Annotated in this window: 23 protein-coding genes and 1 pseudogene; 13 read left to right on the top strand and 11 right to left on the bottom strand. The window is 62.2% G+C overall.

Annotated elements, in window-relative coordinates; genetic code table 11:
* Position 1 precedes the first annotated feature (1 nt).
* Positions 2-943: a chromate resistance protein ChrB domain-containing protein gene (locus tag E5221_RS21550; protein ID WP_023095846.1), complete on the top strand. Its 942-nt coding sequence runs from the start codon at positions 2-4 to the stop codon at positions 941-943.
* A complete protein-coding gene (gene chrA / locus E5221_RS21545) occupies positions 936-2303 on the top strand; it encodes a chromate efflux transporter (RefSeq protein WP_016713063.1) in 1368 nt (455 codons plus the stop codon). The genes E5221_RS21550 and chrA overlap by 8 nt, the downstream gene beginning before the upstream one ends.
* Positions 2304-2401: 98 nt before the next feature.
* Here chrA and E5221_RS21540 read toward each other — a convergent pair whose 3' ends face one another.
* From E5221_RS21540 to E5221_RS21525, 4 genes are all read right to left on the bottom strand, one after another.
* Entirely contained in the window at positions 2402-2608 is a 207-nt protein-coding gene (locus tag E5221_RS21540; protein ID WP_003089081.1) for a hypothetical protein, read from the bottom strand.
* Between the two features lie 124 nt (positions 2609-2732).
* Positions 2733-4127, bottom strand: a complete 1395-nt coding sequence (locus E5221_RS21535; RefSeq protein ID WP_003089080.1) for a heavy metal sensor histidine kinase — start codon at positions 4125-4127, stop codon at positions 2733-2735.
* Positions 4124-4798: a heavy metal response regulator transcription factor gene (locus E5221_RS21530; protein ID WP_003288515.1), complete on the bottom strand. Its 675-nt coding sequence runs from the start codon at positions 4796-4798 to the stop codon at positions 4124-4126. Before E5221_RS21530 ends, E5221_RS21535 begins: the two co-directional genes overlap by 4 nt.
* A gap of 240 nt (positions 4799-5038) precedes the next feature.
* Positions 5039-6022 (bottom strand): IS5-like element IS2000 family transposase, encoded by a 984-nt coding sequence (locus E5221_RS21525; RefSeq protein ID WP_013973047.1) that lies wholly within the window; start codon positions 6020-6022, stop codon positions 5039-5041.
* A 336-nt stretch (positions 6023-6358) separates the two neighbouring features.
* On the opposite strand from E5221_RS21525, the gene E5221_RS21520 reads away from it, so the two are divergent.
* From E5221_RS21520 to E5221_RS21505, 4 genes are read left to right on the top strand one after another with little or no spacing between them, the layout of a single operon-like run.
* Complete coding sequence (locus E5221_RS21520; protein WP_023628708.1) at positions 6359-7471, top strand: efflux RND transporter periplasmic adaptor subunit; 1113 nt, start codon at positions 6359-6361, stop codon at positions 7469-7471.
* Positions 7471-10554, top strand: coding sequence for a CusA/CzcA family heavy metal efflux RND transporter (locus E5221_RS21515; protein WP_003089077.1), 3084 nt, complete (start codon positions 7471-7473; stop codon positions 10552-10554). The genes E5221_RS21520 and E5221_RS21515 overlap by 1 nt, the downstream gene beginning before the upstream one ends.
* The gene (locus tag E5221_RS21510; protein WP_003288512.1) at positions 10547-10849 is read left to right on the top strand and encodes a DUF3240 family protein; all 303 of its coding nucleotides are present in this window, start codon (positions 10547-10549) and stop codon (positions 10847-10849) included. Before E5221_RS21515 ends, E5221_RS21510 begins: the two co-directional genes overlap by 8 nt.
* On the top strand, positions 10849-12084 hold the full coding sequence (locus tag E5221_RS21505) for a TolC family protein (RefSeq protein WP_003089075.1): 1236 nt from the start codon (positions 10849-10851) through the stop codon (positions 12082-12084). The genes E5221_RS21510 and E5221_RS21505 overlap by 1 nt, the downstream gene beginning before the upstream one ends.
* Positions 12085-12372: 288 nt before the next feature.
* Here the strand turns inward: E5221_RS21505 and E5221_RS21500 are convergent.
* Positions 12373-12756 (bottom strand): annotated as a pseudogene (locus E5221_RS21500) (transposase); the annotation flags it as partial.
* A 265-nt stretch (positions 12757-13021) separates the two neighbouring features.
* Between E5221_RS21500 and E5221_RS21495 the strand changes: the two are divergent.
* The 4 genes from E5221_RS21495 to E5221_RS21480 are packed head-to-tail and all read left to right on the top strand — an operon-like array spanning position 13022 to position 17501.
* Positions 13022-14701: a DDE-type integrase/transposase/recombinase gene (locus E5221_RS21495; RefSeq protein WP_003465068.1), complete on the top strand. Its 1680-nt coding sequence runs from the start codon at positions 13022-13024 to the stop codon at positions 14699-14701.
* Between the two features lie 2 nt (positions 14702-14703).
* A complete protein-coding gene (locus tag E5221_RS21490) occupies positions 14704-15612 on the top strand; it encodes a TniB family NTP-binding protein (protein WP_003465065.1) in 909 nt (302 codons plus the stop codon).
* Positions 15609-16826, top strand: a complete 1218-nt coding sequence (locus E5221_RS21485) for a TniQ family protein (RefSeq protein WP_003465063.1) — start codon at positions 15609-15611, stop codon at positions 16824-16826. The genes E5221_RS21490 and E5221_RS21485 overlap by 4 nt, the downstream gene beginning before the upstream one ends.
* Positions 16827-16886: 60 nt before the next feature.
* Positions 16887-17501 carry a recombinase family protein gene (locus tag E5221_RS21480; RefSeq protein ID WP_000904941.1) on the top strand — a complete coding sequence of 205 codons (615 nt, stop codon included), beginning with the start codon at positions 16887-16889 and terminating at the stop codon, positions 17499-17501.
* Positions 17502-17553: 52 nt separating this feature from the next.
* Here the strand turns inward: E5221_RS21480 and merE are convergent, their stop codons facing one another.
* From merE to merT, 6 genes are read right to left on the bottom strand one after another with little or no spacing between them, the layout of a single operon-like run.
* A complete protein-coding gene (gene merE, locus E5221_RS21475; protein ID WP_001087809.1) occupies positions 17554-17790 on the bottom strand; it encodes a broad-spectrum mercury transporter MerE in 237 nt (78 codons plus the stop codon).
* The gene (merD, locus tag E5221_RS21470; protein ID WP_003465059.1) at positions 17787-18152 is read right to left on the bottom strand and encodes a mercury resistance co-regulator MerD; all 366 of its coding nucleotides are present in this window, start codon (positions 18150-18152) and stop codon (positions 17787-17789) included. The genes merE and merD overlap by 4 nt, the downstream gene beginning before the upstream one ends.
* 16 nt (positions 18153-18168) lie before the next feature.
* On the bottom strand, positions 18169-19815 hold the full coding sequence (gene merA, locus E5221_RS21465; RefSeq protein WP_023628935.1) for a mercury(II) reductase: 1647 nt from the start codon (positions 19813-19815) through the stop codon (positions 18169-18171).
* Positions 19812-20057 carry a mercury resistance system transport protein MerF gene (merF, locus tag E5221_RS21460; RefSeq protein WP_000654684.1) on the bottom strand — a complete coding sequence of 82 codons (246 nt, stop codon included), beginning with the start codon at positions 20055-20057 and terminating at the stop codon, positions 19812-19814. The genes merA and merF overlap by 4 nt, the downstream gene beginning before the upstream one ends.
* A 2-nt stretch (positions 20058-20059) precedes the next feature.
* The gene (gene merP / locus E5221_RS21455; RefSeq protein ID WP_000735441.1) at positions 20060-20335 is read right to left on the bottom strand and encodes a mercury resistance system periplasmic binding protein MerP; all 276 of its coding nucleotides are present in this window, start codon (positions 20333-20335) and stop codon (positions 20060-20062) included.
* Between the two features lie 15 nt (positions 20336-20350).
* Positions 20351-20701 (bottom strand): mercuric ion transporter MerT, encoded by a 351-nt coding sequence (merT, locus tag E5221_RS21450; protein WP_001294667.1) that lies wholly within the window; start codon positions 20699-20701, stop codon positions 20351-20353.
* Between the two features lie 71 nt (positions 20702-20772).
* Between merT and merR the strand changes: the two genes are divergently transcribed.
* The 3 genes from merR to E5221_RS21435 all read left to right on the top strand — a co-directional run bounded on the left by merR (position 20773) and on the right by E5221_RS21435 (position 25031).
* Complete coding sequence (gene merR / locus E5221_RS21445) at positions 20773-21207, top strand: Hg(II)-responsive transcriptional regulator (protein ID WP_000429838.1); 435 nt, start codon at positions 20773-20775, stop codon at positions 21205-21207.
* Between the two features lie 293 nt (positions 21208-21500).
* Complete coding sequence (locus E5221_RS21440; RefSeq protein ID WP_003090771.1) at positions 21501-22061, top strand: recombinase family protein; 561 nt, start codon at positions 21501-21503, stop codon at positions 22059-22061.
* Between the two features lie 3 nt (positions 22062-22064).
* The gene (locus tag E5221_RS21435) at positions 22065-25031 is read left to right on the top strand and encodes a Tn3 family transposase (protein WP_003090772.1); all 2967 of its coding nucleotides are present in this window, start codon (positions 22065-22067) and stop codon (positions 25029-25031) included.
* Positions 25032-25044: the final 13 nt, after the last annotated feature.

Here is a 25044-nt window from a genome sequence, read left to right as displayed (position 1 = left end):
CATGAAAAATTGGCTTCTTCTTGTGTTGGCACTCCCCACGGCCAACGCGACCGAACGTATGCGTGCCTGGCGGGCGTTGAAGGCTTGCGGCGCTGCCGTGCTGCGCGACGGTGTGTACCTGTTGCCTGAGCAGGACGCGGGCCGCGAGGCGTTCGAGTCCGTGGAGCGCGATGTGACGGTCAGCGGCGGCACTGCGTTTCTGCTGGCATTCCCGGACGAAGAAACTCGCTTCGCCGGCCTGTTCGACCGGAGTGAGGAGTACAGCAAGCTGCGCGACGAAGTCGCCGCGTGCAGGGAGGGACTGCTTCCCGAGAACGCCCTGCAGGTCGCTCGCCAGGTCAGAAAACTGCGCAAGAGCTTCGCCCAGTTGGCCCTGATCGACTTCTTCCCCGGCGTTGCGAAGCAGCAGACGGAGACCGCGCTGGAAGCGCTGGAGACGGCAATCAGCCGTGCCCTCTCACCTGATGAACCGCACATTCAGGATCATCCCGTCACGCTGCTGGACCACAGTCATTACCAGGGGCGTCGCTGGGCAACCCGTCGACGTCCCTGGGTCGACCGGCTGGCCTGTGCCTGGCTCATCCAGCGCTTCATCGACAGCGGCGCGGAAATCCTCTGGCTGGAATCCCCGAGCGACTGCCCCGCCGATGCACTGGGCTTTGACTTCGATGGCGCCGCGTTCAGCCATGTCGGGCACCGCGTCACCTTCGAAACCCTGATCGACAGCTTCGTGCTGCAGGCTCCAGGCCTTTCACGCATCGCCGCGCTGGTTCACTACCTCGATGTCGGTGGCAGCCAGCCTGCGGAAGCGTCCGGCATCGAGCGTGTCCTGGCGGGCCTGCGCGAGAGCATTACCGATGACAACCAACTGATGGCAGCGGCAAACGGCATCTTCGACGGGCTGCTGGCGGCCTTTGCCAACGAGGAAAACGGTCATGGCTGAAACGACGACGCTGGCCACGGGCGAAGCCCCCCTCAAGCCAGCGACCCCGGTGGGCTTGTTCGAAGCGTTGCTGTTCTGGCTGAAGATCGGCTTCATCAGCTTTGGCGGGCCGGCAGGACAGATCTCCATCCTCCACCAGGAGTTGGTGGAGCGTCGCCGCTGGATCAGCGAGAAGCGCTTTCTGCATGCCCTGAACTACTGCATGTTGCTGCCCGGGCCCGAGGCCCAGCAGCTCGCGACCTACATCGGTTGGTTGATGCACCGGACCTGGGGCGGGGTGATTGCTGGCGGGCTGTTCGTGCTGCCGTCGCTGTTCATCCTGATCGGGCTGTCGTGGGTCTATATCGAGTTCGGCAACGTTCCGGTGGTTGCCGGGATCTTCTATGGCATCAAGCCGGCGGTCACCGCGATCGTCGTTCATGCGTCGCACCGCATCGGTTCCCGGGCATTGAAGAATGGCTGGCTATGGGCGATCGCCGCAGCATCCTTCGTCGCCATTTTTGCCCTGAACGTCCCGTTCCCGCTGATCGTTCTGGCCGCTGCCGTGCTGGGCTACATCGGCGGAAAAGTGCTGCCGGACAAGTTCGTGACCGCTGGCAAGCATGGCTCCGGGAAGGCCAGTTACGGGCCTGCGCTGATCGATGACGATACACCGCCACCCGCGCATGCCCGTTTCCGCTGGAGCTATCTGCTCAAGCTGATCCTGATCGGTGCGGCGCTATGGATGCTCCCCATGGGGTTGCTGACCGTCATCTTCGGCTGGCAAGGCACTCTGACCCAGATGGGGTGGTTCTTCACCAAGGCTGCGTTGCTCACCTTCGGCGGTGCCTACGCGGTGTTGCCCTATGTCTACCAAGGTGCGGTCGGTCACTACGGCTGGCTGTCGCCCACGCAGATGATCGACGGCCTGGCCTTGGGGGAAACAACGCCGGGGCCGTTGATCATGGTGGTGACTTTCGTCGGCTTCATTGGCAGCTACATCCACCCGATGTTCGGCACCGACCATCCGTTCCTGGCGGGCGCGGTGGCGGCTGTGCTGGTCACCTGGTTCACCTTCCTGCCCTCGTTCCTGTTCATCCTTGCCGGCGGTCCGCTGGTGGAGTCGACGCACAACGAACTGAAGTTCACAGCGCCGCTGACCGGGATCACCGCCGCCGTGGTAGGTGTGATCCTGAATCTGGCGTTGTTCTTCGGTTACCACGTGCTCTGGCCCAACGGCTTTGGGGGAGGATTCGAGTGGGCCTCCGCACTTATCGCCGCGGCCGCCGCTATTGCCCTGTTCTACTTCAAGCGCGGTGTGATCCAGGTGCTGGTGATGAGTGCACTGGCGGGGCTGGCTGTCCAGCTGTCGATGCGTTGAGGAGGATGCCGCTTGAGGGTGATCCGGGGCAGGCGGTCAAGCGCCTGCCTCAAGATCGAGGGGGAAGGAGGAAGTAGAGAAACAGCACATCCATGAGCCTAGGATGGGCTTTTAGCGTTTTCCTTTTCTTTGGTCTCTGCCGGTTTGGCTTTGTCTGCGGTGTCTTTTTCACCCCAGAGGCGTTTCTGGTCCTCGCGGAATTTCTTGTTGAATTCGATCGAGCGGTCGTAGCCATCTTCGGCAAATACCGGTGTCGTCACACCAACAGCCAGTACACCGATGAGAAGCGCTTGGGTCAGTCGCATTTTCAGAAACTCCAGGGGTTTGGATCTCAATGGATCGTGAGATTTTCGATACCCCTGAAGCTTAAAGAAGCGTCTCTGACGACAACGTGAGGCGCGAATTACAATGTTGAAAGACGCCTTGGGCTCAGAGACGGTTCACCGGAAAACTCAGGTGGAACCAGGTAAAGCCCGAGCCCGTTATTTCTACCTTCGCCACGCCTTGGTGCAGGCTCATGATCGATCGCACGATGGCAAGCCCGAGGCCTGTGCCTCCCTCGCTGCGCGCACGCCCTTTGTCGACCCGATAGAAGCGTTCGAACAGATGAGGCAGGTGCTCTTCCGGAATACCTTGGCCTGGATTGCCTACGCTGAGCCTGATGTGCTCCTGCTCACGGTGAACCTTCACCACTACAGCCTGCCCTTGTGGGCAGTAGCGAATGGCGTTGGAGAGCAAATTGGACACTGCCCGTTGAATCATCAGGCGATTGCCTTGGATCACATCGACACTGCCTGACACATCGAGCCGAACGCCGCTCTCTTCGGCACTCAGGCTGAACAAGTCACTGACCCTCTGCACCTCGTCGACCAGTGCCACCGTCTCGAATTGCACCAAGGCTGCAGGCTGGCTGACATGTGCCAGGAAAAGCATGTCGGCCACCATGCTTTTCATGCGATCCAGCTCCTCGGCGCAGGATTCCAGCACCTCACGGTACTCCTCCGAGCTGCGTGGTCGTGACAGGGCCACCTGTGCTTTGCCCATCAGGTTAGTGAGCGGAGCACGCAACTCGTGGGACAGGTCGTCCGAGAACTGCGATAGCTGCTGCACGCCACCGTCCAGGCGGTGCAGCATAAAGTTGATGCCGTCCGCGAGCTCCAGCAGTTCGATCGGCAAGCGGTCGGTAGGCAGCCGATGCTGCATGTTGTCGGTGGAGATCTTCGACGCGACTTTCAGAAAGCGCGTAAGCGGCAGCAAGCCCCGGCGTACCGTCCACCAGGCCACGACCATGATCAGCGCCAGGATGAAGGGTGACGCCATCAGGGCCCAGCTCAGCATCGCCCGGAGCAATTCGGCATCGGAGGATTCATCCACGGTCATGTACACACCGACCTGGGTACCGTCAGCCAGACGCATGAGCTGGGAAACGCTGAGCATGGGCATGCCCAGTTCGTTGTTCCACTCGTAGAACTCCACTTGATCGTTGGCAGGAAAGCTGGTGAGTTCGGTGGTTATCTTTTTCGAGCCGATGGTCAGCAGGGGGATTCGGCTGTTTGCCGTATCGAAAATGCTGACGAACAGGTTGTTGTGGCCCATCGCAAGGTCGACCAACTGGTGGGAGTCTGCGGTGACCTCGGACAGATCCGCGACGGTCGATAGGTTATGGGCCATGCCACCCATCTTGGTGATCAGGCTGCTTTGCGCCGTGCGCTCCAGCGCCTGGCCGAGCATCAGGTAGCCCACGATAGAGAGCAGCACCAGCAGTATCACGCTCATCAAGCCGACTTTGAGTCCCAACCTGGCGGCCAGGCTGAAGCGCTTCATGAACGCTCCTCGATCACATAGCCCACACCGCGCAGGGTGTGGATAAGTTTGTTCTCGAACGGATCGTCGATCTTGGCGCGCAGGCGCCGGATCGCCACGTCGATCACGTTGGTATCGCAGTCGAAGTTCATGTCCCAGACCAGGGAAATGATCTGCGAGCGGGTCAGGGCTTCCCCTGGGTGGCTCATGAGCAGGCGCAACAGGGCGAATTCCTTGGTAGTCAGCTCGACGCGCAGGTCACCCCGGAACGCGCGGTGGCGACCCGGATCCAGCTCAAGGTCTGCGACCCGCAAGGTCGGGTGGTCCACCACCTTGTCGCCACGCCGCTGCAGCGAGCGGATGCGGGCAAGCAGTTCCGGAAACTCGAACGGCTTCACTAGATAGTCGTCGGCGCCGCCGTCCAGGCCCTTCAGCTTGTCGTGCAGGCGGCCACGACCGGTCAGCATGATGATGCGAACCCGACTGGTCTTGCGGATCGTGTCGAGCACGTCCCAGCCGTCCACCTTGGGCAGGTTCACATCCAGGATGACCAGGCCGTAGGTGTTGTGCTGGAACAGGTGCAGCGCATCGACACCATTACTTGCCCGGTCAACGATATAGCCACTTTCGGTAAGCCCTTGCTGAAGGTATTCGGCAGTTTTGGCTTCGTCTTCCACTACTAGAACACGCATTATTTGTTTATCTCAAATTAAAAAAGTATTCGGGTGTCAAATAAAAAAATATTCATTTATTTCTTGAAGTGTCATTGCCTCATGCACCGAACCAGCATGGTGATCATCGATGAATCAATCTTAAGGAAACTCCGAACAAGTTGCTCATCAGTCGGAAATGGGCGGCTTAGGGATGCCGAAAAGCCCGCTTTTCAGTCGCTGATTATTGGATAACCAAGGCAAAGCCTTGGTTATCCGGACTCACGGGCGCACCTCTCCCGCAGCAGGCAATAATTGCCGGCGCACCATCCACAGATTCGACAGGGCAAACAGCGTGGTCAGTTGCGCCGTGTTCTTGGCCAAGCCGCGAAAACGAGTCTTTACATAGCCGAACTGGCGTTTGATCACCCGGAACGGGTGCTCCACCTTCGCACGCACTTGCGCCTTGGCCTTTTCGATCTTGCGCTTGGCTTGGTAGAGCACGCTGCGTTTGCTCAAGTGTTTGTAGGTGCTGCGGCGGGCAGCGACCTGCCATATCACCTGCCGTCCCTCGTGTTCTGGCCGCTTTTCCACGCCTGTGTAACCCGCATCCGCACACACGACATTCTCTTCGCCATGCAATAGCTGAGCGACCTCCGTCACGTCAGCTACGTTCGCGGCGGTGCCATGAACGTGATGCACCAGACCCGATTCAGCATCCGCGCCGATGTGGGCCTTCATGCCGAAATAGTACTGGTTGCCCTTCTTCGTTTGATGCATTTCAGGATCGCGCTTGCCTTCCTTGTTCTTGGTCGAACTGGGCGCGTGGATGATGGTCGCGTCGACAATGGTGCCCTGGCGCAACGACAGGCCCTTGTCTTGCAGGTAATTGTTGATGGTTTCCAGAATGCCGGCTGCCAACTGATGCTTCTCCAGCAGGTGCCGGAAGTTCATGATCGTCGTGTCTTCGGGGATCGGAGCGCTGAGCGTCAGACGAGCGAACTGGCGCATCGAAGTGATCTCGTACAGCGCCTCTTCCATGGCGGGATCGCTCAAAGAGAACCAATTCTGCAGCAGGTGAATGCGCAGCATGGTTTCCAGAGGATAAGGCTTGCGGCCACCGCCAGCCTTTGGGTAGTGAGGCTCGATCAACGCCACCAGTCCACTCCACGGTACCACCTGTTCCATCTCGGCCAGGAAACGCTCGCGACGGGTTTGCTTGCGCTTGCCGGCGTACTCGAAATCGGAAAAGCTCATCTGACTCATGGGATGGCGGACTTGTAGAAGGCAGTTGGACGGAGGGCTATTTCAGCACAGGTCAGATGGCCTGTGCTGACTTGATCGGAGAATCCTTAAAACGAAAATCAGGAGGGAGGTGGAATCCTTCAAATTTGTAATTCAGCGGTAACGTTCCTGATAGTCACCCCCCTCTAGAATCGAACCTGTAGAGGAGTCTACGACAATCTCCTTCCATGCAAAGGGTGCAGCAGACGAGTGGGTTACTCATGTGTGTCCTGCGACCGCGCTCGCCTTGCGATTTAAAAATCCTCAAAGACAGGTCTAAAGCATGCCCATGTCATGGCGCTTCACGGGGAACTTTCGATGAATAACGAACATTATCTGCGCAGTGTAAAGGGGCTCTCTTTCGCCATCGCTTTTATTATTTCAGGGCCTGCCATGAGTGCTGAGAAGTTCTCTGTCGCCAATGAACAGATTCAAGCGCTGGGTATCAAGACGTCTGCTGTGCAAAGCATGAAACAGACGGTCAGCACGCGATATCCCGGCCAGGTTGTCGTGCCTCCGAAAGCGGAGCAGATCGTCAGTTCCCCACTTGAAGGTGTGGTGGTGCAACTGCTGGTGGGCGAGTACCAGGCCGTTCGCAAAGGCGAGCCGGTCGTGCGCCTGTCCAGTCCGGCGATGAGCCAGCTCCAGCTCCAGCTGTTGCAGGCATCTGCCCGCGCCACGCTGGCCCGGCAGGCCTACACCCGGGAACAGAAGCTGTTCGATGAGGGCATCATTCCGCAGCGTCGGGCGCAGGAAGCCCAGGCAACGCTGAAGGAAGCGGAAGCGACTCTGGTGCAGACCAAGGCCGAACTGGCCCTGGCGGGAATGACCCCGGCCATGATCGAGCAGGTCATCCGCTCCGGGATTCCTTCCGACAGGATCACCCTCAGCGCCGTTCAGGACGGCATTGTCAGCAACATCTCGGTCCGGCCCGGCCAGCGGGTCGACGGTGCCACGTCGCTGCTGAACATCACCCAGGTCGATGCGCTGTGGCTGGACGTGCAGATTCCGGCCGCGGCCAGTATTGGCATTCAGCCGGGCGCGGGCGTAACGGTGGTCGACAAGGGCATTAATGGGCGTGTCATCAACCTGAGCCCGACCCTCTCGGCTACCAGCCAGTTCGTGGTGCTGCGCGCCGAAATCGAAAATGCCAACGGCGCCCTGCGTCCCGGCGAGCTCGTCACCGTGGAGATCCCGGTTCAGGCCGCTGGCAAATCCTGGGACATCCCTCTGTCTGCCGTCGCTCGCAACAAGACCGACTCCGTGGTGTTCGTCCGCACGCCCGACGGTTTTGAAGCCCGCCCGGTCAAGGTCGAAGCCAGCGCGGGGCAACTGGTCCGTGTCCAGGGCAACATCAGCGAACAGGACCAGGTTGCCGTCGCCGGCGTGATTGCGCTGAAAGGCGCCTGGCTTGAAGAGGACGGTGAGTGATGCTGAGCCGTCTTATCCAATTCTCTTTGTCCCAGCGCCTGTTCATGGTGCTGGCGACGCTGTTGCTGACCGGCGCGGGCTGGTATGCCTACCGTGGGCTGCCCATCGATGCCTTCCCTGATGTGGCCAGCACCCAGGTCAAGGTGATCATGAAGGCACCGGGGATGACCCCGGAAGAAGTTGAAAGCCGGATTGCCGTGCCGATCGAAGTGGAAATGCTCGGTATTCCCAAGACCAAGATCCTGCGCTCGGTCACCAAGTACGGCCTGGTCGATGTCACCATCGATTTTCAGGATGGCACTGACATCTACTGGGCGCGGCAACAGGTTTCCGAGCGTCTCGGCAACCTGAGCGACAGCCTGCCGGACGGCATCAGTGGCGGCATGGCGCCGATCACCACACCGCTGGGCGAGATGTTTATGTTCACGGTGGACGGTACAACCTTGTCTCTGGTCGAACGTCGCAGCCTGCTCGACTGGGTGATCCGGCCGGCGCTGCGTACCGTACCTGGCGTGGCGGATGTGAACTCCCTCGGTGGCCAGGTCAGGACCTTCGAGGTACTGCCAGATCCCATCCGCATGGCTGCCAGCGGCGTGAGCCTTGAGCAGCTGACCAACGCGGTCAACACCAACAACCGTAACGACGGTGCCGGCCGACTGGGTGAAGGTGACGAAGTCCTGCTGGTACGCAGCGAGGGCAGCATCCGCACCCTGGATGACCTGCGGGCCGTTGTGGTCAATTCCAACAGCTCCAGCCCGGTGCGGGTTGGCGACCTGGCCGAGGTTCGCCTTGGCACCCTGACCCGCTACGGCGTGGTGACCCAGGATGGCAAGGGCGAGGCTGTGCAAGGCCTGGTGCTCGGCCTGGCTGGCGCCAACGCCCGCCAAGTGGTCGCCGGTGTGCAACTGAAGCTCAAGGAACTGGAGGCCACACTACCGAAAGGCATCACCATCACCAGCTTCTACGATCGCTCGTCGCTGGTCGATAAAGCGGTAGGGGCTGTGTCCAAGGCGCTGATCGAGGCCACCGTGTTGGTCATCGTGTTGCTGGCCCTGTTCCTCGGCAACGTTCGCGCAGCGCTGACGGTTGCCCTGGTACTTCCGCTGGCGGCGTTGATCACCTTCATCCTGATGCGCTTCGTCGGCATGTCCGCCAACCTGATGAGTCTGGGAGGGCTGGCCATTGCCATCGGCATGTTGGTGGATGCCGCGGTGGTGGTGGTCGAGAACATCGTCCAGCGTCTGGCCACCGATCCTTCCGGTGGCAAGCTGCCGCGTCTGCACATCATCTACCGGGCGGTGCGCGAGGTCGCGGTACCGGTGACGTCCGGCATCCTGATCATCATCACGGTGTTCCTGCCGCTGCTCACCCTGCAGGACCTCGAAGGCAAGTTCTTCGTCCCGGTGGCGCTGACCATCGTCTTCGCTCTGGCGGGATCGTTGCTGCTGTCGCTGACCGTGATCCCCGTGCTGTCCTCCTACCTGCTGCGCGAGGTCAAGCACGAAGACCCCTGGCTTGCCCGCAAGCTGCTGGGCATCTATGGCCCGGTGCTGGAGTGGGGGCTTGGCCGGCAGAAACTGATCGCGATCATCGCTGGCGCCATGTTGGTCGTCGCTGGCCTGGTCTACACCCAGGTGGGCAAGACCTTCATGCCGACCATGGATGAAGGCGACCTGATCGTGGGTATCGAGAAACTGCCATCGGTCAGCCTCGAACAGACGGCCGAGCTGGACAAGAAGATCCAGACCGCGCTGATGGCAGCGGTCCCGGAGATCCGGGGCATCGTGGCGCGGGCCGGTTCCGACGAGATCGGTCTTGATCCCATGGGCCTGAACCAGACCGATACCTACCTGCTGCTCAAGCCCATGAGCGAATGGCGGATGGACACCAAGGAAGAGCTGATGGACGAGGTCCGCAAGGTGCTCGATCCAATGCCGGGTATCGGCTACAGCTTTACCCAGCCCATCGAGATGCGCGTCTCCGAGATGATCATCGGTGTGCGCGGCGACCTCGCCGTGAAGATCTATGGCCCTGACCTGGGCACCCTGAGCCAACTGGGCGGCAAGATCGAGTCGCTGCTCAAGACTGTGCAGGGCAACCAGGACGTCTACACCGTGCAGAACGACGGTGTGCAGTATCTGCGCGTGGAGATCGACCGGCTGCAGGCTGGCCGTTTCGGCCTGAGCGTCGAGGCCATCCAGGATGCACTGCGCGTGCAGATCGAAGGCCAGCAGGCCGGCCTGGTGATCGAAGGCAACCAGCGCACGCCGATCCTCATTCGCTCGGACGAGTCGGTGCGCACGTCGCCGGCGGACTTCAACGCGGTGCGGATCACCACGCCGGATGGCCAGACCATTCCGCTGAGCAGCGTGGCGAGACTGGAGCGTGCCGATGGCCCGGTGAAGATCGACCGGGAAATGGGCAGCCGCTACAGCGTGGTGATCGCCAACGTCAGCGGTCGTGACCTGGTCGGCTTCGTCGAGGAGGCCAAGGCGCTGGTGGCTCAGCAGGTGGAACTGCCCAACGGCTATCGCATCAGCTGGGGCGGCCAGTTCGAGAACCAGCAGCGTGCGGCTGCCCGGCTGTCCATCGTCGTTCCCGTGGCGCTTGGTCTGATCTTCGTCCTGCTGTTCTCGACCTTCGGCTCCGTGCGCCAGGCGTTGCTTATCCTCAGCAACATCCCCTTCGCCCTGGTGGGCGGCATCGTCGCGCTGTGGGTCACTGGCGAGTACCTCTCGGTGCCAGCGTCGGTGGGGTTCATCGCTTTGTTGGGTATCGCGGTGCTCAACGGCATCGTGCTGGTCAGTTACTTCAACCAGTTGCATGGCGAAGGCCTGCCACTGCGGGAAGTGGTGCTCCAGGGTGCCCGTCGCCGGTTACGCCCGGTACTGATGACCGCCTCGATCACCGCCTTCGGTCTGGTCCCACTGTTGTTCGCTACCGGGCCCGGCTCCGAGATCCAGCGGCCGTTGGCCATCGTGGTGATCGGCGGTTTGATCACCGTCACCGCGCTCACCCTCATGTTGCTCCCGATTCTCTATCTGCGATTCGCCCACGCGAAAAAGGAGGCCAAAGATGCCTGATACCTGGTTGACGCTGCTCTGCACCCCAAGCTTGGAGGAGAAGCTCATCGACCACCTCCTGGTCGTGACGGGGAACCAGATCTTCACCAGCACACCGGTTGCGGCGCACGGGCTGTCCACCGCGGCACTCAATCCGATGGAGCGTGTCATGGGGCGGGCCAAGGCTGTGCAGATCCAACTCGTGGTGGAACGGCAGCAACTCACGGAGGTGCTGCAATCCCTCAAGGAGGAGTTTCCAAATACCGGGCTGCGCTATTGGACGGTCCAGGTCAGTAACTTTGGGGAGTTCGTGTGATGAAGCGCCTTGTTCCCCTGGCTCTGCTGATCAGTGTGTGTGGCACGGCCGTGGCGCAACCTGCCGCTCCGGCAAACATTCTGCCCAAGCCGCTGGTGGTGTCGCTGCTCAACGCCGATCCCCGCGTGGCCTCGGCACGCTCCAGCATGGATGCCGCCATGCTGGAGGCTGGCATCATCCGGCGTTCGCCTTATGAATGGACGGCCACGGCAATCGGCCAGCAACGGCGTACCGACGCTGGCCCCAACTACAACGAATGGAACGTGGGTATCGAGCGCACGGTGCGCCTGCCTGGCAAGGCCAGTGCCGACCAGGACATCAGTTCGGCAACGCTGCGATTGGCAGATGCCACCTATGGCGAAGTCCGTCATGAAGCCGCGCGGGAACTGATGACCCTGTGGCTGGATTGGCTGGTGTCGGAGCACGCGCTCACCATCGCCAATAAAGGCCTGGCCTCAGCCAAGGAAAGCCTGGCGGCGGCGGAAAAACGCAACCGTGCGGGTGACGCCTCTAAGCTGGATGTAAGCCTGGTCAAGGCGGAAGTGGCCGAGCAACTGCGACAAGGCAACGAAGCCAAGATAAAAGCCGCTGCGAGCTGGGCAACACTGTCGCGGCGCTTCCCTGGCATCGAGCGCAAAGTGGTTGATCTGCCCATTCCTTCGGCCGAACTCGGTCAGTACGACACCTGGCGCGAGCGGATCCTGGCCGAAAGCGATGTGCTGCGTCGGGTCGAAGCCTCTCTGCTGAGAAATCAGGGGCAATCGGCCCGGGCGAAGGCTGACAGGGTGCCGGATCCTACGTTGGGGGTATTCACCGCCTCCGAGCAGGGCAACCGTGAGCGCATCTACGGTGTCAGCTTCAGCATGCCGATCCCCAGCGGGTCGCGCAGTGCTCGCTACAGCCAGGCGCTGGCCCAGGAGAATGCGGCTCGCGAGGATGTCGACCTGGCCAAACGCGAGCTGGAAGCCGGGATTGCCCGTGACGTCGAACTGGCTTCAGGTGCTTACGAGAGCTACCTGATCGCGAAGGATGGCGCCGCTGCCATGACCCAGAACGAAGCACAGATGCAGCGTGCCTACGAACTGGGCGAGGTGGATCTGCAGTCGTTGTTGCTGGCTCGCCGGCAAGCCGTCGCATCGTCTACCAGCGCCCTGCAGGCCCACGCGGATACGCTGCGCACCCATCTGTCGCTGTTGATCGATGCCCACTGGATATGGGGGTTGGACGAAAGCTGAGTTGTTGCGTTGCCCGGCATAGGCCGGGCAACCTTTCAGAATCGTAATGAGTTACTCATGCTCCGGTTAGTTTTCGGCAGCAATGATAGGAAACGGCCAGTGACCACAGCTGAATAATAAACGGCCGTCCTATCTCAATAAGGGAAGGTCTGAAGTAACCCTGTATTTCCGGTCGACTTCAGCCCTTGCTGCTTTTGAAAGCGGGCCGTCGATCAAAATCGACCAGGTAACCCGCTCAGTTCTCCGTTTTTGGCCGCCGCGAGCACCTCGCAGCAGCCATTTTCCGCATTACAGGTGCACCTTTCCTGCGGTAGTCAGCAAATGTCGGCGCGCCATCCATAGGTTCGACAGCGCGAACAGCGTCACCAGCTGAGCGGTGTTCTTGGCCAGGCCACGGAAGCGCACCTTCACGTAACCGAACTGGCGCTTGATCACTCGAAACGGGTGCTCGACCTTCGCTCGCACTTGTGCCTTGGCCTTCTCGATCTTGCGCTTGGCTTTGTACAGGGCGCTGCGTTTATCGAGCTTCTTGTAGGTGCTGCGGCGTGCTGCGACCTGCCAGATCACTTCGCGGCCCGCATGTTCGGGGCGCTTTTCGACGCCGGTGTAGCCGGCATCGGCGCAGACGACGTTCTCGTTACCGTGCAGCAGTTTGTCGACCTGGGTGATATCGGGGTTTGGGGAGCAACGGAACAGAAAGTGCACTTAAGCCCAGCGCCTGCCCGCAAACCCTTGTGGCGTCTGGTTAGTTCGGGAAAACCAAGGTTTTGCCGAACTCTATCGAGGAATGGCTCTGTCGTTTTCAGAAGACGACCGCACCATCTGACTGGATGTAACGCCTGGTGTGCATACGGCTCCTGACAGCCCAATATCAGGAGTCGTCTGCACCAATCTCGACTATGCTCAATACTCGTGTGCACCAAAGCGAGGTTTGGGCATGACATCAGACACTCCACCGATTGCCGCGCAAGGCGTGGCCACCCTGCCCGACGAGGCATGGGCGCAAGCCCGGCACCGGACGGAAATCATCGGGCCACTGGCAGCGCTTGAGGTGGTCGGGCATGAAGCCGCCGATGAGGCAGCCCAAGCGCTGGGCCTGTCCCGGCGACAGGTATATGTCCTGATCCGTCGCGCCCGGCAGGGTACTGGCCTGGTAACAGACCTGACGCCCGGCCGATCCGGCGGCGGCAAAGGCAAGGGGCGCTTGCCGGAACCGGTCGAGCGCATCATCCGCGAGCTGCTGCAAAAGCGCTTCCTGACCAAGCAGAAACGCAGCCTGGCGGCGTTCCACCGCGAAGTCGCGCAGGCGTGCAAAACCCAGAAGCTGCCGGTGCCGGCGCGCAACACCGTGGCCCAGCGGATTGCCGGACTACACCCGGCGAAAATAGCCCGCAGCCGGGGCGGGCAGGACGCTGCCCGTCCCTTGCAAGGCGCGGGTGGCATTCCGCCCGAAGTCACCATGCCGCTGGAACAGGTGCAGATCGACCACACCGTCATCGACCTGATCGTGGTCGACGAGCGCGACCGGCAACCGATTGGCCGCCCATATTTGACCCTCGCCATCGACGTGTTCACGCGCTGCGTACTCGGCATGGTGGTCACGCTGGAAGCGCCGTCCGCCGTCTCGGTCGGCCTATGCCTCGCGCATGCCGCCTGCGACAAGCGGCCCTGGCTGGAAGGGCTGAATGTGGAAATGGACTGGCCGATGAGCGGCAAGCCCAGGCTGCTCTATCTGGACAACGCGGCCGAGTTCAAAAGCGAAGCGCTGCGCCGTGGCTGCGAACAGCATGGCATCCGGCTGGACTATCGCCCACCAGGCCAGCCGCACTACGGCGGCATCGTGGAACGGATCATCGGCACGGCGATGCAGATGATCCACGACGAATTACCGGGGACGACCTTCTCCAATCCCGGCCAGCGCGGCGAGTACGATTCCGAGAAGATGGCCACCCTGACGCTGCGCGAGCTGGAGCGCTGGCTCGCGTTGGCGGTAGGCACCTATCACGGCTCCGTGCACAACGGCCTGCTCCAGCCGCCGGCCGCGCGCTGGGCCGAGGCCGTGGAGCGCGTTGGCGTCCCGGCCGTCGTTACCCGCCCCACCGCGTTTTTGGTCGATTTCCTGCCGGTGATCCGCCGCACCCTGACCCGCACCGGCTTTGTCATCGACCACATCCACTACTACGCCGACGCCCTCAAGCCGTGGATTGCCCGGCGCGAGCGCTTGCCCGCCTTCCTGATCCGGCGCGATCCGCGCGACATCAGCCGCATCTGGGTACTGGAACCGGAAGGTCAGCACTATCTGGAGATCCACTACCGCACCTTGTCCCATCCGGCCGTCACCCTCTGGGAACAACGCCAGGCGCTGGCCAAATTGCGTCAGCTCGGGCGCGAGCAGGTGGACGAGTCGGCGCTGTTCCGCATGATCGGGCAGATGCGCGAGATCGTGACCACCGCCCAGAAGGCCACGCGCAAGGCGCGGCGCGACGCTGATCGCCGCCAGCACCTCAAGACGTCGGAGCCACCGGCCAAGCCCATACCGCCGGATGTGGACATGGCTGACCCGCAGGCAGACAACCTGCCGCCGGCCAAACCGTTCGATCAGATCGAGGAGTGGTAGCCGTGGACGAATATCCCGTCATTGACCTGTCCCACCTGCTGCCAGCGGCACAGGGTTTGGCCAGGCTGCCGGCAGACGAGCGCATCCAGCGCATTCGCGCCGACCGCTGGATCGGCTACCCGCGCGCGGTCGAGGCGCTGAACCGGCTGGAAACTCTGTATGCGTGGCCGAACAAGCAACGCATGCCAAACCTGCTGCTGGTCGGCCCCACCAACAACGGCAAGTCGATGATCGTCGAGAAATTCCGGCGGGCGCACCCGGTCGGCACCGACGCTGACCAAGAACATATCCCGGTGCTGGTCGTGCAGATGCCGTCAGAGCCATCGGTGATCCGCTTCTATGTCGCGCTGCTGGCTGCGATGGGCGCGCCGCTGCGCCCGCGCCCACGGCTGCCGGAAATGGAGCAACTGGCGCTGGCCCTGCTGCGCAAGGTCGGCGTGCGCATGCTGGTGATCGACGAACTGCACAATGTACTGGCTGGCAACAGCGTTAACCGGCGCGAGTTCCTCAACCTGCTGCGCTTCCTCGGCAACGAGCTGCGTATCCCCCTGGTCGGGGTCGGCACGCGCGAGGCGTACCTGGCCATCCGTTCGGACGATCAGTTGGAAAACCGCTTCGAGCCGATGCTGCTGCCGCCGTGGGAGGCCAATGAGGACTGCTGCTCGCTGCTGGCCAGCTTCGCGGCGTCACTCCCGCTACGGCGGCCATCCCCGATTGCCACGCTGGACATGGCCCGCTACCTGCTCACCCGGAGCGAAGGCACCATCGGCGAGCTTGCACATCTGCTGGTGGCGGCGGCCGTCGCCGCCGTGGAGAGTGGCGAGGAAGCGATCAACCACCGCACGCTCAGCATGGCCGACTACATCGGCCCCAGTGAGCGGCGGCGACAGTTCGAGCGGGAACTGATGTGAAGTCCGCGCCGCGCTGGCCGCTGCATCCGGCACCCAAGGAAGGCGAAGCCCTGTCCTCATGGCTCAACCGGGTCGCCGCCTGCTACCAGATGGACGTGCACGAGCTGCTGGCCCACGATCTTGGTCACAGCCAACTTGATGACCTGGATACCGCACCATCCTTGTCGTTGCTGACGGCGCTCTGCCAGCGCAGTGGCGTCGAGCTGGAGCGGTTGCGCAGCATGAGTCTTGCAGGCTGGGTGCCGTGGCTGCTCGACAGTCTCGACGATTCGGTACCAGCAGCCTTGGAAACCTATACATTCCAATGCGCGGTGCTCCTGCCCAAGCGCACCCGCAAGGTGCGGTCCATCACTCGCTGGCGTGCCTGGCTACCGAGCCAGACGATTCGCCGGGCGTGTCCGCAGTGTCTGAACGATCCAACGAATCAAGCTGTGCTACTCGTCTGGCAGCTCCCCTTGATGCTGAGCTGCCCGCAGCATGGCTGCTGGCTGGAGTCCTACTGGGGCATGCCCGGCCGGTATCTTCAGTGGGAAATCGCCGATGCTGCGCCGCGCCCTGCCGATGACGCAATCGCCTGCATGGACCGGCGCACCTGGCAGGCGCTGACGACGGGTTTTGTGGAGCTGCCGCGTCGGCGTGTCCACGCCGGCTTGTGGTTCCGGCTGCTGCGCACCCTGCTTGATGAGCTGAACACGCCGCTCTCGCACTGCGGCAGTTGCTCGGCGAGCATCCGCCATGTCTGGGAGCGCTGCGGCCATCCGCTGCGCGCCGGGCAGAGTCTGTGGCGTCCCTACGAGATTCTGGCCCCGGCGGTGCAGTGGCAGATGCTGGAGGCGGCGGCCACCGCCATCACGCTGATCGAGTCAAAGGCGCTGATCCCGCGCGGGGAACAGGCCGCGCTGTTTCAGACGGAGCCGCACACTGGTTTCACCAACGGCCTGCCGGCGAAGGTGCCGAAGCCGGAACCCATCAACCACTGGCAACGAGCAGCCCAGGCCATCGATGAGGCCATCATTGAAGCGCGACACAACCCGGAGACGGCCCGCTTGCTGTTCACACTGGCGTCCTACGGGCGACGCGACCCCGAATCCCTGGAACGTTTGCGCGCCACGTTCACCAAGGAGGGCATCCCGCCGGAGTTTTTGTCACATTACGAGCCTGAATGGCCGTTTGCAGGTCTTAGACTAAATGACGGGTTAAGTGACAGTTTTTGACGGCGAGAACTTTCTGGCTCACACTGTCACATAATCGAACGTATATGTGACAGGTACGACATGCTGATAGGCTACATGCGGGTATCGAAGGCGGACGGCTCCCAGGCTACCGATTTGCAGCGCGACGCGCTGATTGCCGCCGGGGTCGATCCAGTACATCTTTACGAGGATCAGGCATCCGGCATGCGCGAGGATCGGCCCGGCTTGACGAGCTGCCTGAAGGCGTTGCGAACTGGCGACACACTGGTCGTGTGGAAACTGGATCGGCTCGGACGCGACCTGCGACATCTCATCAACACCGTGCACGACCTGACTGGGCGCGGCATCGGCTTGAAGGTATTAACCGGGCACGGCGCGGCCATCGACACCACGACCGCCGCCGGCAAGCTGGTCTTTGGCATCTTCGCCGCCCTGGCCGAGTTCGAGCGCGAGTTGATCGCGGAGCGCACGATTGCCGGCCTAGCCTCGGCCCGCGCGCGCGGGCGGAAAGGCGGCCGGCCGTTCAAGATGACCGCCGCCAAGCTGCGGCTGGCGATGGCGGCAATGGGTCAGCCAGAGACCAAGGTCGGCGACCTGTGCCAGGAACTTGGCGTCACGCGGCAGACCCTGTATCGGCATGTTTCACCCAAGGGTGAGCTACGTCCAGATGGCGAGAAGCTACTCAGCCGAATTTGATGCCGGCATGAGGCAACGTAGCGACAGCGTGGTTTGTCTCAATGGGAAGCGCTCATGATCGATCTTTGAAGGCCCGCAGCAGTCGTGTCACAGACAGGACGAACAAACCGGTCAGCGTGAGGGCTGCGATACCCCAGTACTCTCCGATGAACGCGCCGGCCGTCGTGCCGGCCAGCACAATGGCGAGAATCGGCAAATGGCAGGGACAGGTGAGCACGGCCAGCGCGCCCCACAGGTAGCCGGTGATCGGTTTGTGCGTCTCGGACGGCAAGCGCTCGGGGCTGTTCATGGCAGACTCTCCGCGTGCTGTGCCGGCTCGGTCGGCATGGTGGCCAACTGCACCTCCAGATCGGCCAACGCTTCGCGCCGACGCTCGACGAACTGGCGCAGAACGGCAAGCTGCGCGGCCGCTTCATCGCCGTCCGCAGCATCCAGCGCCCGGCACAGCCGCGCCAGCGCGTCCAGGCCGATGCCCGCCTCGAAGGCCGCCCGCACGAAGCACAGCCGTTGCAAGGCGGCATCATCGAACAGGCCATAGCCGCCCGGGGTGCACGCCACCGGACGCAGCAATCCGCGCAGCAGGTAGTCGCGCACGATATGCACGCTCACCCCGGCATCAAGGGCCAGCCGGGACACGGTGTAGGCGCTCATTGAAAACCTCCTTTTTTTATCCAGCGCAGCAGGAAAGCTGCTTCACGTCCTTGTTGAAGGTCTGCGCCGCAAGCTTCAACCCCTCGACCATTGTCAGGTAGGGGAACAACTGGTCGGCCAGTTCCTGCACCGTCATGCGGTTGCGGATGGCGAGCACCGCCGTCTGGATCAGTTCGCCCGCTTCCGGGGCCACCGCCTGCACGCCGATGAGCCGTCCGCTACCTTCCTCGATGACCAGCTTGATGAAGCCGCGTGTGTCGAAGTTGGCAAGCGCTCGCGGAACGTTGTCGAGTGTCAGCGTGCGACTGTCGGTCTCGATGCCATCGTGGTGCGCTTCCGCCTCGCTGTAGCCCACGGTGGCGACTTGCGGGTCGGTGAACACCACTGCCGGCATCGCGGTCAGATTGAGGGCTGCGTCGCCGCCGGTCATGTTGATCGCGGCACGGGTGCCGGCGGCCGCTGCCACGTAGACGAACTGCGGCTGGTCGGTGCAGTCGCCGGCCGCGTAGATGTTCGGGTTGCTCGTGCGCATGCCTTGGTCGATAACGATGGCCCCTTGCGCATTGACAGTGACCCCCGCCGCGTCCAGCGCGAGGCTGCGCGTATTCGGTGCCCGACCGGTGGCAACCAGCAACTTGTCAGCGCGCAATTCACCGTGTCCGGTGGTCAGCACGAATTCGCCGTTCACATGGGCGACCTGGCTGGCTTGCGTGTGCTCCAGCACCTCGATGCCCTCGGCGCGGAAAGCGGCTGTCACGGCCTCGCCGATGGCCGGGTCTTCCCGGAAGAACAAGGTGCCGCGTGCCAGGATCGTGACCTGGCTGCCGAGCCGGGCAAAGGCTTGCGCCAGTTCCAACGCCACCACCGACGAACCGATCACGGCCAGGCGTGCGGGAATGGTGTCGCTGACAAGCGCTTCGGTGGAAGTCCAGTAGGGTGACTCTTTCAGGCCCGGAATCGGCGGCACGGCCGGACTGGCACCGGTGGCGACCAGGCAGCGGTCGAACGTTACCTCGCGCTCGCCACCCTCGTTCAAACGGACGACCAGGCTCTGGTCGTCCTTGAAACGCGCTTCACCGTGCAAAACGGTGATGGCTGGATTGCCGTCCAGGATGCCTTCGTATTTGGCGTGCCGCAGTTCATCGACACGGGCCTGCTGCTGGGCCAGCAGTTTGCTGCGGTCAATCGCAGGCACAGTTGCCGCAATACCGCCGTCGAACGGACTTTCCCGGCGCAGATGGGCAATATGGGCAGCGCGGATCATGATCTTGGACGGCACACAGCCGATATTGACGCAGGTGCCGCCGATGGTGCCGCGTTCGATCAGCGTGACCGTCGCGCCTTGCTCGACGGCCTTCAGCGCCGCCGCCATCGCGGCCCCGCCGCTGCCAATGATGGCGATATGCAAACCGGCGCCCTCAAGTGCATCACGGATTTTTGGTTCATCTTTGAAATCACCAACCCGGATCGAGCCTTGATAACCCAATGCGGCGATGGCGGCCAGCAGTTGGTTGTGGCTCACGGCGGTGTCTGCCATGACTTGCGCGCGGCTTTCTGGATAGGACACCACAGCGGCATTCACGCCGGGAATCTTTTCCAAAGCATCTTTGACATGGGTGGCGCAGGATGTGCAGGTCATGCCATTCACGGTGATTTCGGTCATTTTTTTACTCCATTGAATTTCGGGGTGCAGCAGGCATCGGCTTGGCGTTTTCGTTGGATGGCGTAGATGGTCAAGCCGATGAAAATCGCCAGCGCAGGCAGCAGCACATAGTCCAGATAGCCGGTCAGCGCGGACAAGCCGACCACACCGAGCAAAATGACCAGAACAGGGGTGAAGCAACACAGCGCCACGAGGGTTGTGCCAATGATGCTGACCCGCAGCAGTGTCTTCGGGTCTTTCATGATCAGTTCTTGACTGATGATGGGTAGCCCGCATCCTCGGTAGCCTTGGTCAGTTTCTGCACGCTGGTCTTGGCATCATCGAAGGTGACCACCGCTTCGCGCGTCTCGAAGGTCACGTCAACTTTACTGACGCCATCGACCTTGGAAATCGCCTTCTTGACAGTGATCGGACAGGCCGAGCAGGTCATGCCCGGTACGGACAGCGTAACGGTCTGGGTGGCGGCCCACACGGGGGCAACAACGGCAGCGAGGGCAAGGGCGGAAAGCAGCTTTTTCATGGTGAACTCCTGTGATCAATAGAAAAATGGCACGACGTAGGGAAATCCGAGCGCGACCAAAACCAGCACGGCCACGCCCCAGAAAATGAGCTTGTAAGTAGCTCGCACTTGGGGAATCGCGCAAACCTCACCCGGTTTGCAGGCGGCTGACGGCCGGTAGATGCGCCGCCAGGCGAAGAACAACGCCACCAGCGCCACGCCGATAAAGATGGGGCGATAGGGTTCCAACACCGTCAAGTTGCCGATCCAAGCGCCGCTGAACCCCAAGGCGATCAGAACCAGCGGCCCGAGGCAGCAAGCCGAGGCGAGGATGGCGGCCAGCCCGCCAGTGAAGAGCGCGCCGCGCCCGTTTTGAGGTTCAGACATACGTTTGTCCTTTCGAATCTGAATTGGATAGCTTAAGCTTACTTCCGTAGTTATGTACGGAGTCAAGCGATATGGAAAACAATTTGGAGAACCTGACCATTGGCGTTTTCGCCAGGACGGCCGGGGTCAATGTGGAGACCATCCGGTTCTATCAGCGCAAGGGCTTGCTCCCGGAACCGGACAAGCCTTACGGCAGCATTCGCCGCTATGGCGAGACGGATGTAACGCGGGTGCGCTTCGTGAAATCAGCCCAGCGGTTGGGCTTCAGCCTGGATGAGATCGCCGAGCTGCTGCGGCTGGAGGATGGCACCCATTGCGAGGAAGCCAGCAGCCTGGCCGAGCACAAGCTCAAGGACGTGCGCGAGAGGATGGCTGACCTGGCGCGCATGGAGGCCGTGCTGTCTGATTTGGTGTGCGCCTGCCATGCGCGGAAGGGGAACGTTTCCTGCCCGCTGATTGCGTCACTGCAAGGGAAGAAAGAACCGCGCAGTGCGGACGCGGTGTAGCCCGAGGGAACTACGCCTTAGCGTGCTTTATTTTCCGTTTTCTGAGGCGACTCCAACGTCAGAAAAGACCGTGCGGTCGACTTTTGATATTTCGTGCTGTCGCCTTCTGAAAGTGACACCTAACTGGATGTCAGGCAAGGCGCATCACGCCGTCAGAATAGAGTCCGCTTTCACATTCTTTGACACATGCTTGCCAAGGTCATAGATTTCAGCCTGACAAATTCAAGGCTTCGGGCGCAATGGAACCAAAAACCAACGCAAGCCCTGCCGCCCATCCAGCCCATGGAGGCATCTTGCAGGGACAACGCATCGGTTACGTCCGGGTCAGCAGCTTCGACCAGAACCCGGAACGCCAACTTGAACAGGTCGAGGTCGGCAAGCTGTTCACCGACAAAGCCTCGGGCAAGGACACCCAGCGTCCCCAGCTGGAGGCCATGCTCGGTTTCGTTCGCGAAGGCGACACCGTGGTGGTGCACAGCATGGATCGCCTGGCACGAAACCTCGATGATTTGCGCCGCCTGGTGCAGAAGCTGACCCAGCGCGGTGTGCGCATCGAGTTCTTGAAGGAAGGCCTGGTGTTCACCGGCGAGGACTCGCCGATGGCCAACCTGATGCTGTCGGTCATGGGGGCCTTTGCCGAGTTTGAGCGCGCCCTGATTCGCGAGCGGCAGCGCGAGGGCATCGCCCTGGCCAAGCAGCGCGGTGCCTACCGGGGCCGCAAGAAAGCCCTCTCCGACGAGCAAGCCATCACGCTGCGGCAGCGGGCCGCTGCGGGCGAGCCGAAGGCGCAGCTCGCCCGCGAGTTCGGCATCAGCCGAGAAACCCTCTATCAGTACCTTCGCAAGGACGACTGAACCATGCCGCGTCGCTCGATTCTCTCGGCTACGGAGCGCGACACCTTGCTTGCGTTGCCGGAAAGCCAGGATGACCTGATCCGCTACTACACCTTCAACGACTCCGACCTGTCGCTGATCCGCCAGCGGCGCGGCGACGCCAACCGCCTGGGCTTCGCGGTGCAGCTCAGCCTGCTGCGCTACCCCGGCTATGCGTTGGGCACCGACAGCGAGCCGCCCGAGCCGGTCATCCAGTGGGTGGCCAAGCAAGTTCAGGCCGACCCGGCGAGTTGGTTGAAGTACGGCGAACGCGACGTGACTCGCCGCGAGCACGCCCAGGAACTGCGCACCTACCTACAACTGGCCCCGTTCGGCCTGTCCGACTTCCGCGCCCTGGTGCGCGAGCTGACCGAGTTGGCCCAGCAGACCGACAAGGGCTTACTGCTGGCCGGTCAGGCCCTGGAGAGCCTGCGACAGAAGCGGCGCATTCTGCCGGCGTTGAGCGTAATTGATCGAGCTTGTTCGGAGGCCATTGCGCGGGCCAATCGCCGAGTCTACCGCGCCCTGGTCGAACCACTCACGGACTCGCATCGGGCCAAGCTGGACGAGCTGTTGAAGCTCAAGGCCGGCAGCAGCATCACCTGGTTGACCTGGCTGCGACAGGCACCGCTGAAACCGAACTCCCGCCACATGCTCGAACACATCGAGCGGCTGAAGACATTTCAGCTGGTGGACTTGCCCGAAGGCCTGGGCCGACACATCCACCAGAACCGCCTGCTCAAGCTGGCCCGCGAGGGTGGGCAGATGACGCCCAAAGACCTCGGCAAGTTCGAGCCGCAGCGACGCTACGCGACCCTGGCCGCCGTGGTGCTGGAGAGCACCGCGACGGTGATTGATGAGTTGGTCGATCTGCACGACCGTATCCTGGTCAAGCTGTTCAGCAGCGCGAAGCACAAGCATCAGCAGCAGTTCCAGAAGCAGGGCAAGGCGATCAACGACAAGGTGCGCCTGTACTCGAAGATCGGCCAGGCTCTGCTGGAAGCCAAGGAAAGCGGTAGCGATCCCTATGCCGCCATTGAGGCGGTGATTCCCTGGGACGAGTTCACCGAGAGCGTCAGCGAGGCCGAGCTGCTGGCCCGGCCGGAAGGCTTCGACCATCTGCACCTGGTCGGCGAGAACTTCGCCACTCTGCGCCGTTACACGCCGGCCTTGCTGGAGGTGCTGGAACTGCGCGCTGCCCCGGCTGCGCAAGGCGTGCTGGCAGCCGTGCAGACCCTGAGCGAGATGAACGCCTACAACCTGCGCAAGGTGCCGGCCGATGCGCCCACCGCCTTCATCAAGCCGCGCTGGAAGCCGCTAGTGATAACCCCGGAAGGCCTCGACCGGCGCTTCTACGAAATCTGCGCCCTGTCCGAGCTGAAGAACGCGCTGCGCTCCGGTGACATCTGGGTCAAGGGCTCGCGGCAGTTCCGCGACTTCGACGACTACCTGCTGCCGGCAGAGAGGTTCGCCGCGCTCAAGCATGCGCAGGCTCTGCCCCTGGCGATCAACCCGAACAGCAACCAGTACCTGGAAGAGCGCTTGCAGCTGCTGGACGAGCAGCTGGCCACCGTCACCCGCCTGGCCAAGGACAACGAGCTGCCCGATGCCATCCTCACCGAGTCCGGGCTGAAGATCACCCCGCTGGATTCCGCGGTGCCCAATACCGCGCAGGCGCTGATCGACCAGACCAGCCATTTGCTGCCGCGCATCAAGATCACCGAACTGCTGATGGACGTGGACGACTGGACGGGCTTCAGCCGCCACTTCACACACCTGAAGGACGGTGCCGAGGCCAAAGACCGGACATTGCTGCTGTCAGCGATCCTGGGCGATGCAATCAACCTCGGGCTGACCAAGATGGCCGAGTCGAGCCCCGGCCTGACCTACGCCAAGCTGTCCTGGCTGCAAGCCTGGCACATCCGAGACGAAACCTACTCGGCGGCCCTGGCCGAGCTGGTCAACCACCAGTACCGTCATACCTTCGCCGCTCACTGGGGCGACGGCACGACCTCTTCTTCCGATGGCCAGCGCTTCCGGGCGGGTGGTCGAGGCGAAAGCACCGGCCACGTCAACCCGAAGTACGGCAGCGAGCCGGGGCGGCTGTTCTACACCCACATCTCCGACCAGTACGCACCGTTCAGCACCCGCGTGGTGAATGTCGGCGTGCGCGACTCTACCTATGTGCTCGACGGTCTGCTGTACCACGAGTCCGACTTGCGGATCGAGGAGCACTACACTGACACGGCTGGCTTCACCGATCATGTCTTCGCCCTGATGCACCTGCTGGGCTTCCGCTTCGCACCGCGCATCCGCGACCTCGGAGAAACCAAGCTGTATGTTCCGAATAGCGTCCAGGACTACCCGACATTGCGCCCAATGGTTGGCGGCACCCTGAACATCAAGCACGTCCGCGCCCATTGGGACGACATCCTGCGCCTGGCCAGCTCGATCAAGCAGGGCACGGTCACCGCCTCGCTGATGCTGCGCAAGCTCGGCAGCTATCCGCGCCAGAACGGCCTGGCCGTGGCCCTGCGCGAGCTGGGCCGGATCGAGCGCACGCTTTTCATCCTCGATTGGTTGCAAAGCGTCGAGCTGCGCCGGCGCGTGCATGCTGGACTGAACAAGGGCGAAGCCCGCAACTCCCTGGCCAGGGCGGTGTTCTTCAACCGCCTCGGCGAGATCAGGGATCGGAGCTTCGAGCAGCAGCGCTACCGGGCCAGTGGCCTCAACCTGGTGACGGCCGCCATCGTGTTGTGGAACACGGTGTACTTGGAGCGCGCCACCCAGGCGATGGGCGATGCGGGGAAGTCGGTGGATGGTGAGCTGCTGCAATACCTGTCGCCGCTGGGGTGGGAGCACATCAATCTGACCGGCGATTATGTCTGGCGGCAGAGCCGCAGGCTGGAGGACGGGAAGTTTCGGCCGCTAAGGCTGCCCGGAAAACCTTAGCGTACGATTTTTT

It is taken from the genome of Pseudomonas sp. A2, assembly GCF_023100865.1.
Lineage (GTDB): Bacteria > Pseudomonadota > Gammaproteobacteria > Pseudomonadales > Pseudomonadaceae > Aquipseudomonas > Aquipseudomonas asiatica.
The sequence above is the reverse complement of the archived record's forward strand: the minus strand, read 5'-3'. Positions and strand labels throughout refer to the sequence as shown.